Annotated in this window: 6 protein-coding genes and 1 pseudogene; 3 read left to right on the top strand and 4 right to left on the bottom strand. The window is 70.5% G+C overall.

The window, feature by feature from the left end; all coding sequences use genetic code 11:
• Positions 1 to 124: 124 nt before the first annotated feature.
• Positions 125 to 290: pseudogene (locus KUM38_RS41710) on the top strand (TetR family transcriptional regulator); the annotation flags it as partial.
• A gap of 329 nt (positions 291 to 619) precedes the next feature.
• On the opposite strand, the gene KUM38_RS10515 reads toward KUM38_RS41710, so the two are convergent.
• The 3 genes from KUM38_RS10515 to KUM38_RS10505 all read right to left on the bottom strand — a co-directional run bounded on the left by KUM38_RS10515 (position 620) and on the right by KUM38_RS10505 (position 2,976).
• On the bottom strand, positions 620 to 1,249 hold the full coding sequence (locus KUM38_RS10515) for a TetR/AcrR family transcriptional regulator (protein ID WP_217129040.1): 630 nt from the start codon (positions 1,247 to 1,249) through the stop codon (positions 620 to 622).
• Between the two features lie 142 nt (positions 1,250 to 1,391).
• Positions 1,392 to 2,783 carry an amidase gene (locus KUM38_RS10510; RefSeq protein WP_217129039.1) on the bottom strand — a complete coding sequence of 464 codons (1,392 nt, stop codon included), beginning with the start codon at positions 2,781 to 2,783 and terminating at the stop codon, positions 1,392 to 1,394.
• Positions 2,770 to 2,976, bottom strand: a complete 207-nt coding sequence (locus tag KUM38_RS10505) for a hypothetical protein (protein ID WP_142192665.1) — start codon at positions 2,974 to 2,976, stop codon at positions 2,770 to 2,772. Before KUM38_RS10505 ends, KUM38_RS10510 begins: the two co-directional genes overlap by 14 nt.
• 148 nt (positions 2,977 to 3,124) lie before the next feature.
• Here KUM38_RS10505 and KUM38_RS10500 point away from each other — a divergent pair, with 148 nt between their 5' ends.
• Complete coding sequence (locus KUM38_RS10500; RefSeq protein WP_217129038.1) at positions 3,125 to 4,450, top strand: MFS transporter; 1,326 nt, start codon at positions 3,125 to 3,127, stop codon at positions 4,448 to 4,450.
• Between the two features lie 11 nt (positions 4,451 to 4,461).
• On the top strand, positions 4,462 to 5,397 hold the full coding sequence (locus KUM38_RS10495) for an MBL fold metallo-hydrolase (RefSeq protein WP_308408937.1): 936 nt from the start codon (positions 4,462 to 4,464) through the stop codon (positions 5,395 to 5,397).
• A gap of 813 nt (positions 5,398 to 6,210) precedes the next feature.
• Here the strand turns inward: KUM38_RS10495 and KUM38_RS10490 are convergent.
• Positions 6,211 to 12,273 carry a hypothetical protein gene (locus KUM38_RS10490; protein WP_217129037.1) on the bottom strand — a complete coding sequence of 2,021 codons (6,063 nt, stop codon included), beginning with the start codon at positions 12,271 to 12,273 and terminating at the stop codon, positions 6,211 to 6,213.
• Between the last annotated feature and the right edge of the window lie 19 nt (positions 12,274 to 12,292).

Below are 12,292 nucleotides of genomic sequence, written 5' to 3'. Positions count from 1 at the left end.
TGGCGTAGGGCACGTCCGACCCGCAGCTGCACGGCGCGCTGGACGGTCAAAAGCCGGCCCACCTGCGGGTGGTCGTCGGGAAGTTCCCCGAGGTACCCCTCAACCACCGGCACCGGCGTCAAGCCTCGTCCTCACCCAGGAGCTGTACACCCTTGCCGCCCGCCAGGGCGTATACCGGGAGCTCACCCACGAATGGACGCGCCGCAGCCACGTCCGCTTCGAGAAGCACTGCGGATCCGGATACCGCACGCCGTCCGGACGCCTTCGCCGGAGGACTGCCCCTCCCACGACAACAGGTCGGCCCGACCCTCCCGAGGTTGACAGGAACAGAAAAGCGCAGGTCAGGAGCCCTTTGCTGCAGGCTCCAGAATCGCCACGCACTCCACGTGGTGCGTCATCGGAAAGAGGTCCCGGCAGGATGGATCTCGCATAACACCAGGTCAGGGGCCGTTTCCTGCTCCGCCGAAGGGCCCTTCGTGCGCACGGAGCGTCAAACGGGCGTCACGCCCAAGGGCCACGTCCTGGTCGGTCATTGCTGGGGATTTCATGACCCCTGCCAGTACAGCCAGCCGCTTGGCCTCCACGGCCCAGTAGCCGGACCGCCCGGTGAGCGAAGTGGTCAGTTGTCGGGTTTCTTCTTCGAGCGCCGAGGGGCGGCGGCCTGGGTGGGGCGAGCGCCGGCCTCGATCTGCTGGGCGTACACGGCGTTCGTCACGAGCTCGCGCGCGTATGCGGCGTCCAGTCGGCCAGGGCGGAAGAGGATGCGGTACATGATCGGCGCCACGACACGGTCGATCACCAGTTCCGCCTCGGGCACCGGCTCCCCCCGCCGCACCGCACGGGCCAACACGGCGTCGATCTGCTCTGCGGCATACGCCGAACACTGACCGGCATTGGTTCCGTCGGGGTCGCCGAGCAGGGCGTCCCGGATGTAGGCGCGCCCGGGCGGCGAGGCCATCTCGTCGAGGAACTGTTCCGCCCACGCGTCGAGATCGGCCCGCAGGCTTCCGAGATCGGCCGGATCCGTTTCCGGGCGCAGTCGTTCGACGGCCACGTCGGACAGGAGTTCCTGCAGGTCGCCCCAACGACGGTAGATCGTGGAGGGAGTCACGCCCGCCCGAGTGGCCACCATCGGGACCGTGAGCGCGTCGCGGCCCACCTCCCCTACGAGTTCGCGTACCGCCGCATGGACGGACTCCTGTACGCGTGCGCTGCGCCCGCCGGGGCGGACCATGGGCTTGGGACTCATGCGATCCACCCTAATGCGATTTTGTTGCTTCTAGGCGGTGGCCGGCGTCGGCGACCCGCGGGGCTACGTGTCCGGGCGCCCGAGCACGGCGGACGCCCCTGCAGCGACGCGACCACATGCCGGCTGGAACGTCCGCCTTCCCTCAGGCAGCGAGGGGAGCAAGCCGCCCCGCGCCGGCCACCGACTCCTCGTAGACCCGGCCCACCCGGAGCACCGTCGCGTCGTGGAAGGGGCGCGCCATCAGCTGCATACCGATCGGCAGTCCGGCGTGGTCGTGACCGACCGGCAGGGTGAGGGCCGGGACGCCGGTGATGTTCGCTGGGGCACAGAGGCGGACGTAGCTGTCCGACACGGCCTCGGTCGTGCCATCGGCCCACTCGACGGCTTCCTGCCCCGCCTCGGCGGCGGTCATCGGCACCGTCGGCCCGGCGAGGACGTCGATTCCGTCGAACATGCGAGCCCAGGCGTCTCGCATCAAGGTGCGGGCCCGCTGGGCGCGGAGGTAGTCGCCCGCAGAGGTGAGTTCGCCGGCCTCCAGCAGGATGCGAACGTCCGCCGCGTACAGGTCGGGGGTGGCCCGCAGCGACCGCTCGTGGTAGGCGGTGGCCTCGGGAACCATCAGCCCCCACTGAACGGCCTGGACGTAACGCGCCATCGGGATCTCGACGTCGACGAGCTCCGCCCCCAGCTCCGCCAGCCGCTCGATCGCGCCGCGTACGGACTCCTCGACCTCGGGCGTGACCCGGTCGAAGTAGTGGTTCCGCGGTACGCCGACCTTCAGTCCTCGCAGGTCGCCTCCCGGGAAGCGGTCCGGCATCGGGCCGGACACGCTCGCCGGGTCGCGCGGGTCGTGGCCGGCGGTCGCCGACAGCACCAGCGCGACGTCCTGGACGGTGCGGGTGAGAGGGCCCACGTGGTCCAGGGACCAGGACAGCGAGGTCACGCCTGTGCGTGGGACCAGGCCGTAGGTCGGCTTGAGGCCCACCACGCCGTTCAGGGCAGCGGGGACCCGGATGGAACCGCCCGTGTCCGTGCCCATGGCGAACGTCGCCCCGCCGGCGGCGACAGCTACCGCCGAGCCGCCGCTCGACCCGCCCGCAACCCGGCTGTGGTCCCAGGCGTTGTTCGTCTGCGGAGTGGTCAGGCCGTAGGCGAACTCGTGCGTGTGCGTCTTGCCCAGGAGGACGGCCCCGGCGGCGCCGAGCCGTTCGGCCACCCGGCTGTCGCGTTCCGCCACGTGCCCTGCCCGGACGTGCGAGCTCGCCGTGGTGGGTATCCCCTCCGCGTCGATCAGATCCTTGAGCGCCATGGGGATCCCGTGCAGTGGCCCGCGCGGTCCGCTTCCGGAGATCTCCCGTTCGGCGCGGACCGCTGCGGCCAGGGCCGCGTCGGCGGCGACGGTGACGTAGGCGCCCAGCCGTCCTTCGACGGCGGCAATACGGGCGAGCACCGATTCGGTGAGTTCGACGGGGGACAGCTCCCGTGCGCGCACCGCACGGGAGGCTTCGGTCAGCGACAGCTCAAACGGTTGCATCGGCGTTCCCCTGTCCGGCTCGGTAGGAGGACGCGGGAGGGGTCTCGCCGAAATCGAGCTCGCGCAACGTGCTGATCACGGAGTGGATGTAGTTGGCCGTCATGGCCACTCCTTCGTGTCGGCCGTCCCCGAGGGGGAGCCCCGCCCGCAGCGCCACTCGGGCTGCCTCTTGGGGGGTGAGTTCGCTGGTCATGGCTTCCTTCCGGATCTGTACGGCGCGACGGGCCGGGGCTGGTACAGGACCTCCGACCACCGCAAAAGCGAATCGTTTGCTTTAGTCGATCGTAGGACCTACGGTGGCTTAAAGCAAATGAATCGCTTTTAGCACTGGAAGGATCCTCATGCAGAGCGTCCCTGCGGGCCTCGCGCCTCCCCGCACCTCCCCATCCGGACGCCTGCCGTTCGCACTGCACGCCTCGATCCTGATCGCGCTGCTCGCCGCATCCAGCGCGCCGACCCCGCTGTACCCCCACTACCAGGCTCAGTGGCAGTTGTCGTCCCTCGACATCACCGTGGTCTTCAGCGCCTACGCCCTGGCGCTCCTGATCGCACTGCTGACGACCGGAACCCTTTCCGACCATGTCGGACGCCGCCCCGTGCTCCTGGGCGCGCTCGCGGTCCAGGTCGCCTCCATGGCACTGTTCGCGACGGCCGGCGGCCTGACCACCCTGATCGGCGCCCGCGTGCTGCAGGGCATCGCGACCGGCGCGGCGACCAGCGCGGCAGGTGCGGCTCTCCTCGACCTGGAAGACCCCGCCCGGCCGGGTCGCCCCGCTCTGGCCAACAGCATCGCGCCGGTGACGGGCATGGCGGCCGGCGTCCTGGCAGCCACCCTCATGGTGCGCTTCGCCCCCGTTCCGACGATCACGGTGTACGCGGCCCTGATCGCCGTGTTCGCCGCGCAGGCCATCGCCCTTGCCTCGACGCCCGAGACCGTCCGCCGCCGTCCCGGAGCACTGCGCTCGACGCGGCCCCACCTGGCGCTGCCGTCGGCGGCCGCCCACGCTCTCCTGCTCAACGGCGCCGGCGTCGTCGCCGTCTGGGCACTCGGCGGCTTCTACTCGTCCCTGGGACCGGGCTTCACACGGCTCATCTCCCCCGGCGGACCCGAATACGCCGGCGGCATGGTCTTCTTCACGCTGACGGCCGTCGCCGCCCCGACGGTGTACTTCACGCGCAGGATGCGTGCCGACGTCTCCGCTCTCCTCGGGAGCTGCGCGGTGATTCCGGCGGCCGTCCTGACCCTGGGTGCCCTCCATCTCGCCGGCCCCGTACTTCTCTTCGCCGGGGCGGCGCTGGCCGGGTTCGGCTTCGGAGCCGTCTCCCAGGGTGCGCTGCGCGCGGTCGTCGACTCGGTCCCGGCCCGGGAGAAGGGCGGCACGCTCGCCTCCTATCACGTACTCAGCTACCTGGCGATGAGTCTGCCCGCCATCGGCGCCGGCGCCCTCACCGCCGGCTTCGGGCTGCGTGCGGCAGCACTGGCCTACGCCGGCTGCGTGGCCGTACTGGCGACCGTCGCAGTCGCGACGCTGACCGCGTCGCTGCGCAGTCGGCGCCGGGCACCGTCCCCGGACACCCACTCCCGCCCGGCAACGAACAACTACTCATCCACCTCACCCGACACACCCGCTCCAGACATCTCCGTCCTCGCGACCCACAACAGGTAAGGAAAGCCGCCGTGTTCACCTCATCGCAAACGACCAAGTCCATCACTCCCCCCGCCTCTTCCTGGACGGTGGGCGACCACACCGTACGACGCATCGACGAAGTGGTCCTGCCCGCCCGGACCGGTCCGTGGCTGCTGCCCGGGGCAACCACCGACCTCGTGAGCCGGACTCCCTGGCTGAGCCCCGAATTCGCCGACGAACAAGGCGTCCTGCGCCTGGCGAGTCACAGCTTCGCCGTCGAGGTGGACGGCATGCGGGTGCTGGTGGACACCGGCATCGGAAACGGGAAGCGGCGCGCCAACCCCGCCTGGCACAACCTGAACAGCGACTACGAAGCACGGCTACGGGCGGCGGGCTTCGCGCCGGAGAGCGTTGACCTCGTGGTCCTGACCCACCTCCACGCCGACCACGTGGGGTGGAACACGCGTGCCGAGGGCGACGCCTGGGTGCCCACCTTCCCGAACGCGCGCTATCTCACCTCACGCACCGAGTGGGACTACTGGGCGGGTGTCGACATGGAGGAGCCGCGTCGGCAGATGTTCCGGGACTCGGTCCATCCCGTCCGGGAAGCAGGTCTGTTCGACCTCATCGATGTCGCGGACGAGGGCACGGACGTCGCGCCGGGCATCCGTCTGCTGCCCACCCCCGGCCACACACCGGGGCAGGTAGCGGTGGAACTGAGCAGCCGTGGCGAGACCGCATTGGTCACCGGTGACAGCATCCACCACCCGGTCCAGATGGCACATCCGGAGCTCTGCAGCTGTGTGGACGTCGCTCCCGAACTCGCGGCCAGGACCCGGAACCAGGTGCTCGGCTCACTGGCCGGTACGTCAACTCTCCTGCTTGGGAGCCACTTCCCGCCGCCGACCGCCGGACACGTGCTACGCGAGGACGGCGGGTTCCGACTGGTCCCGGCTCCCTCGGGGGTAACGCCCATCGGCGGCTGAAGCGGATCGGAGCACCCGGGACGTGCCGCGCACCGAGTCGCACCGAGTCCGTGCGGGTGACGTCCTGGGCGTCCGCGACCGGACGGCCCGGGAGCGGCTATGAGACTCCTCCGGCATGCGCTCCGTCGTCACCGATGGGGCCGGACGACGTCATGACCGATCACCGGCTTGCGCCCTTTGCGCAAGCCGGCTGTCGGCTGTCCCTCGTGGGCGACAGTCACGCCGACGCGTCGCGAACGAGGGCGACCCGCCGGCCCCACTCGCCCATCGCCGGCCGAGCAACGCGGCCCTGCTTCAGTCTCACGAGTCGAGCGTCATTCGAGCGTCAACAATGATGAACGCACGTCGCCGACATCATTCGTACGAACCCCGCCACACCCTGTAACCGCAGGTCAGACGTCCTTTGCGGCCTTTTCAAGAATCGCCACGCACTCCACGTGCGAGGTCATCGGAAAGGTGTCGACCTGCGCAAGCCACAGAAAAGGCCGGGGCAGAGGCGCATTCTCGGCTTGATGCACAGCTTGAAGGGGCCCAGAGCGTCAAACGAGCGTCACGGCGGACAGTGCCGGGTCGGTGTCGGGCCACTCGGTCTCGCGGGCGAGCGAGGCGGATCCCTCGGGATGATCCGGTTGCCGCAGTCTGTTCAGCCCTGGGCAGCACGGAGGAGGTCACGCGGTCTACCAGGATTTCTGGTCTCGCCTGGACACGCCCCACTCTCGTCGGCGCAACAGGTCCTCCGCCCATTGCGGAACCGCGACCGGCACGCCCGCGATCGCCACGGCCATGTCCGGTCACGATTCACGTGCGGCTCTGTCACCCGTTGAGCGCCACGCACTCCCGGAGCACCGGTTCCAGGCGCAGCTGGGTGTCCTCGCGATCGAAGACCTGGAGGGCGTCGAGGAAGTCGACGATCCACCGTGCTTCGTCCTCGTCATCGATCTTGAGCGCGACGGCGGTCACCGCGCCTTCCAGGTCGAAGAGGCCGTCCTTGAACTCGTCGGTGAGGGCCCGGTATCCGGCGGCCAGCAGCGGATCCGCGTACACGCCGGTCGCCTCGGCGAATGCGCGGGCCTGGGCCCGGTCCGCGCGGAGGTCGGCCAGACGACGCAACACCTCGTCGGGGTCGCCCAATTCCTCGTGCAGGCGGTGGGCCCGGTCCACCAGGAGCGGCCAGCCGCCGGTCAGTTCGTGGAGACGGTCCAGGCGGTCCTCCGTGTGGAACATGTTGATGCGCTGGGCCCAGCCGCGCAGGCTGCGGTGGTCGTGCCTACGCAGCACCACCGGTGCGGCCGAGGTGGGCTCGGTTCCCGTCAGCAGGGAGCGCCACAGGGTGAGCTGAGCGGGGTCGGTGACGATGACGACCGCGCGGGTGACCCCCGGAGTGGCGGGCAGCAGCGTCTCGGCCAGGTCAACGGCTTCGCGGCAGGTCTCGGGCCGGACCGGCTCCCGGTAGTTGACGAAGTCGCTGATGACGACCCGTCGTTCTCGGGGGCGTCCGCCGGTGAGTTCCTGTTTGTAGACGCTGGGCTTGCCCACGGGTGGCAGCGTCCAGCCGTCGATCGGTCCGGCGATCGTACGCAACGTCCGGGCGACGTCGGTGACTCCGGTGGCGGTGCTGCCGAGGACGACTCGGGTCCGGTTGGACCGCTCGCCCAGGAGGTCGTCGAGCTGGGTGTTGGTCAGCGGAGCCGGCCGCCCGTCGGGGAGCTCGGGGCGGCCCTCCTGCACGATGCTCTCCTGCAATTCACAGTCCTGTTCGGCCCTAAGCAGACGTGCCTCCACCTCGTGGGAGGTCCCGATCATGCGCAGGGCGTTGGGACCGCGCAGATGCCAGCCCAGTCCGTCGTGGTTGGGCGCGAGGATACCGAGACCCACCATCTCGGAGAGGTAGGCGCGGAAACCCTCGGTGTCGAGCTGTTCGAACCCCATGCGCCAGTACGTCTCGCACTCCTCGCGCAACTCGGTGTCGCTCAGCCGCACCTCCAGGCCGTGATGGCGGGCGTGGTACGCCAGCACATTGGCGATCACGTCGTAGCGGTGGTCGAGGCTCAGCGTGTCCTTGAAGGCCGCCGAGATGCCGTCCCGGAGCGCGGCGTCCGACTCCACGATCTCGATGTCGGTCACCTCCACCTCGTAAGGGGGTTCCCCGGCGCCGCGCCGCGTCCGCTTGCGGTGCATCAGCTCGACCAGCCGGTGCCCGAACATCTGCAGCAGGAACGGCTGGTACGAGCAGTAGCCGAGCACACGGTTGACGAGATCCAGGTCCTTGAACTCGAACCCGAGCGCCCGCATCGGCTCGACCAGCAGTTCCGCAGCCGACTGGGGAGCCAGCGGGCCGATCACCTTCGGGGTCTGAGCGAGGTGGCCGAACGGCCCGTTGCTCGCGAGCTTTGAGAAGCGCTGCACGGAGTGAAGTCCTGCGAAGACGACCTTCGCCGCGTCCTTGGTGTCGGACCCGAGACCCTTGAGCTTTTTGGTCTGGTCGAACCGCGGGGCGTCGGCCTCGAAGAACTGGTCGCACTCGTCGAGCAGGATCAACAGTCGGCGACGGGAGTCCCCGTTCAGCCAGCTCCGAATGCCGGCGCGCACCCGCTCGGAGATCTCCTGTCGTTTTCCGCGCCCCTGCGGCCGGTCATCGAGTACGTGTGCCACGGTCAGCTCCCTCAGCAGGACGCTCCACAGCGCCTCCGGCCCGCGCGAGCTGCCCTTGCCGATGTTCTCCTGGTCGAGGTTGACGTACACCGTCTGGTGATAGCCGGGGCGCTGCTCCGTGAACAGTTCCCCGGCATCAGCGAGCAGCGCCGACTTGCCTAGGCCGCGGCCTCCGTAGATGACCTGGGTGCCGCGCGGGTCGAGGATGCTCTTGCGTTCGGCGTCGCGGCCGTAGAACATCTCGCCGCCGATCCGGCCGCGCTTCTCCCTGATGTACGGGTTGACGCCGGAGAAGGGCAGCAGGGTCTGCGTGGCGGCGCTGACCTGGCGGTTTCCGCGGGCCGCGAGATAGGCGAGGGCCGCGTCGTCCACCACGAGCAGCGGCTGCAACCGGTCGGAGCCGGCGGCGAGTTCGACTCGGGCCTCACGGCTCAGCGTGCCGAAGTAGACGACGAGAAGGCTCGCTCCACTGGTGTCCCGCTCCGCCCAGCTCATGACGACCTTGGCGGGCGGCCTGCCCCAGACCATCATCACCCGCAGGTTGCCGCCCTGCTCCTTGATCTGCGAGCCGAACGCGGGCGCCTTCGCCCTGCCGTTGATCTCCACGCCGGTCGCTTCGAAGAGACGGTATTCCCGCCGGTGCTGGGATCGGTCGTCGAGCGGCCTGGCGCTCTTGGCGTCGTAGCCGAGGAGCTTGAGGAGAGGCGGCACCTGTCGCGTCGGAGCCACCTGGAGCCGGTCCTTGCGTTCGGTGGCGGCAAGCGCGCGCCACTCGTCGAGCGCGTCGGCCGCCAGCGCCGCCTCGTCGGTGGAGAGGCCGCCGTAGTCCAGGACGGGAACCATCGGATGCTTGCCGCCGGACCGGACCAGCTCGACGAGCTCATGGTCGATCCCTCCGGGCAGGCCGTCGGGCACGGCCGGGAAGAACTCGGTCAGATGGGACTCGCCGCCCTCGATCTCCGGGACCGGTTCGCCGATCTCCAGGAAGTAGACGAGGTCGGCAGCGGTGGCCAGGTCGTTCGTCTCCAGGCGCCGCAGGACCTGGGCCCGCTCCTCCACGGAGGGATCCAGGACGTCGAGCCGAGCCCGGATCCGGTCCGCCGCCTGCTCCCGGAAAGCCGGCAGGCCACTCCGTACCGTGTCGAGCGCCCGGCGCACGTGCAGCAGGTCGTGTTGGTCGGCGCTTTCGAGGCGGTTGTGGGCGTCGGCGAGCAACTCCTGAAGACCGAGGTCCTGATCCTCGGTCACGGCACCGTCGGCCTGCGCACGGTGCAGCTCGGCGACGAGTGCGTCGTGTGCCTTCCGCAACTGCGCACGCCGGGCGTTCTCCCTGTCGTCGATCTCGGCTTCCGCGGGCGGGACGAACTCCCCCGCCCCCGCGGCAGGCAGCAGCCCTCGTCCGGCCAGCTCGACGATGTCGCGGGCCGCGGTGAACGCGTCGTGGGAGAGCCGCTCGTCCAGAGCCTCCTGCCAGCTCCGGTGGACCGCGGTCAGCAGTTCGTCGAGCGACGGCCGCTCGTCACGGGTGTCACACACCTTCAGCAGCTCCGCGTCCAGCACGAGCGCTGGGTCGACGGGACCACTGGAACGCGTGGTCACGGTGTCGCCGGCCAGCAGAGCGAACAGCTCCTCCATCGAGGCGTGGGCCGCCCAGGCCATCGCGCCCGAGAGGGCATCCGGGCGCCGCGCCAACCGCTCCAGTTCGCCCAGCGCCGCTTCCCTGCCGTCCAGCAGGGACTGGCGCAGGGAGGAGATCTCCTTGACCGCCCGGTTGCCGTCGGAACGGTCGCCGCGACGGGTGCCGTCGACCGCCAGGCACCACTCCTTGACCAGGCTGACGGCCCGCTCCACGAGATGCACCAGGTCCTGCCGCCCGGAGCCTTGAAGCGGCTTGCCACTGGACGAGCGGTACTTGCGGTCCATGCGGTCGATCTCGCTGTTGACCTCGGCCAGTTTCGACAGCCGATCGGCCTGCTCCCGCACCTGCTGCAGCGCGTCGCGGTCGTCACCGACGACGGTCGTGAGCAGCGATCCGAGCATCCCGTCGTCGGGGGCGAGCCAGCGCTTGGCGATCTCCGTCGCCCGTGCGAACCGCAGCCGCTGCGGCGAGAGCAGGGCACGGCTTTGATCGCGCAGTTCCCGCAGCCGGGCCTCGGTCTCGGAGACGTCGGCGACCAGCGGCGAGGCGATCAGCAGGGCGCCGCTGAGGGCACGGTCGGCGACGGCGGCCGCCGCCTCCCCCAGCCGGTCCGGGAGCCTCGGCACCAGCGCCTTGAGCTGAGCGCCCACAGCGTGGTCACCGGTGATCAGCGCGGTACGCAGCAGGGCGGGCAGCAGGAGGAGTTCGCTGCCCTCGGTGTCCTGGCCCGCATATCCGCCGTACTCCTGGAGCAGGCCCGCCGTCAGCCGGGCACTCTGGCTGTCCCCAGAGGTGAGCAGCGCGGCGGCACCGGCCAGGCGGAGCGCCGCCACCTGGGGCTCGGGGTGGCCGGCGGCCCTTGCCACATGGTGGGCGAGTCCGAAGCGCCGCTCCACGACCAGCTGCGCCAAGACCCCCTCGACCGCGGCCTCATCGGTGGCGTCGTCCGCCGCCGGGGCCGCTTCTCGGACGGGCGTGTCCTCGAAGGGAGAAAGCGTGGGCGCGGCGGGTGCCTGGACGGGCGCGTCAGCGGACGTGGGGGGTGCCGAGTCGCTGTCGGCGGCCGGCCCGGCGTCTGCCTTGGGGGCGTGGACCGGCACGGCGGTCGTCGTGGCTTCCGGCTCGGCGGCGCGCTGGGGCGCGATCGCCTCGGTCGATGCGGCCGACTGCGCGGTTTCGTGTTCTGCGGTCGTCTCGGCGTCGGCGGGCTCGGCGGTGCCGTGTGCCTCGTCGGTCCCGGCGGGGTACGGGTCACCGTCCACCGGCTGGTCCAGCGTCAGCTCGGGAGCGATGAGCACGGCCATGGCGCACGTGGGTAGGACCCGTACGACCTGTCCCTGCAGTGCCAGGATCTCCGTGGCGGCATCCGCCTGTCGTCCCAGCCTGATGAGCCGGGCCAGGGCGGCGAGCGCGGCGCTCTCCTCGTGTTGCAGTTCCTCCCACACCGGCACGTCCAGCAGGCGGCGAGCCGCGCCGCGCACGGCCTCGGCGGCAGCGGCGGCAGCGGCGGAGCTGTCCGGGCGGCAGGCGACAGCCAGCAGTTCCCGCAGCGGCTCGCGGGCCTGGAGGTCACGCTCCCGCGCTGTCCGGTGTACGTGTGCAGCGCGCGTGATGTCCTCCAGGCGACGAGGCACCCCCTCGATCCCGGCGGCCCGGAACACCGCGTCCACGTCGTTGAAAACAGTGCTCAGCGCAGCGAGCCGAGCCAGGTCCTCGTCCTGCGGAGGGCGGCCGTCCATGACCGCGTCGGTGACCTTCTCCGCGGCCTGACGGGCCCCCACCAGGGCGGACTCCAGTTGCTGACATGCCTCCTCGGGAGCTGTCCCAGCCTTGGTCCCGGTGTTGTCGGACGCGGTAGCGGTCTCCTCGTGCGAAGTACCGCTGTCCGCTGCCGCGGTCTGCGGTGCGGGGGCGCTGGTGCCCGGCCGGTCGGCGACGGCAACGGCCCCTGGTTCACTGTCCTCCGCGAGCGCCAGCCCGTCGTCTTCCATCGCTCCAAGAACGAAATCGGGGTACGCCTCCACGAGGGGCCGCGCCGCGGCAGCGACGGCGGCGAGCCGGGCCGCCTCCTCGTCGTCGGCCGTCGCCCCGAACCAGTCCTGGTCCGCCGCCCAGGCAAGGATGTGGGCGTCGGTGACGGAGGCGTTGCACCACGCGAACACGCTGGCCCGGACCAGCGTGGCGCCCCACCGGGCAACAGGGTCGGGAACCGGCTCCCCGTCGTGCGCCAGGACGAAGGCGCCCACCTGATTCATCACGGTGACCGTGAGTCCCTTGATCCCGCTTGTGTAGGTGTGCTGCCGCGACTCGCGTCGCAGCCTGGTGAGGACGTCCCGGCACAGGGCACTGCTCACCCGTCGAGGGGCCGACATGCGGATGCCCAGACTGGTGAGCAACTCCTGGCGGTGCTTGGGCCGCAGGGAGTTGAAAGCGAGTTCCACCATGTCCGGCGTGAGGTCGTTCAGGGCGGCGACGGCCGGGGATTGCAAGGCGTTGAGCGCGGTGGCCAGGCCTTCCAGGTGCTCGGCCGAGACGCCCGGCGGGGACCACGGCGGCCCTGTGACGACGTGGTAGCGGTCCTGCATGTACACACACTCCGTTTCT

It is taken from the genome of Streptomyces sp. AC558_RSS880, from assembly GCF_019049255.1.
Classification (GTDB): domain Bacteria; phylum Actinomycetota; class Actinomycetes; order Streptomycetales; family Streptomycetaceae; genus Streptomyces.
Note: the sequence above shows the minus strand (reverse complement) of the source record. Positions and strands in the feature narration are given on the sequence as shown.

Coding starts and splice junctions, on each gene's coding strand:
- KUM38_RS10490 (WP_217129037.1), bottom strand. CDS start 12,273: ATGCAGGACCGCTACCACGTCGTCACAGGGCCGCCGTGGTCCCCGCCG.
- KUM38_RS10505 (WP_142192665.1), bottom strand. CDS start 2,976: ATGACCAGCGAACTCACCCCCCAAGAGGCAGCCCGAGTGGCGCTGCGG.
- KUM38_RS10510 (WP_217129039.1), bottom strand. CDS start 2,783: ATGCAACCGTTTGAGCTGTCGCTGACCGAAGCCTCCCGTGCGGTGCGC.
- KUM38_RS10500 (WP_217129038.1), top strand. CDS start 3,125: ATGCAGAGCGTCCCTGCGGGCCTCGCGCCTCCCCGCACCTCCCCATCC.
- KUM38_RS10515 (WP_217129040.1), bottom strand. CDS start 1,249: ATGAGTCCCAAGCCCATGGTCCGCCCCGGCGGGCGCAGCGCACGCGTA.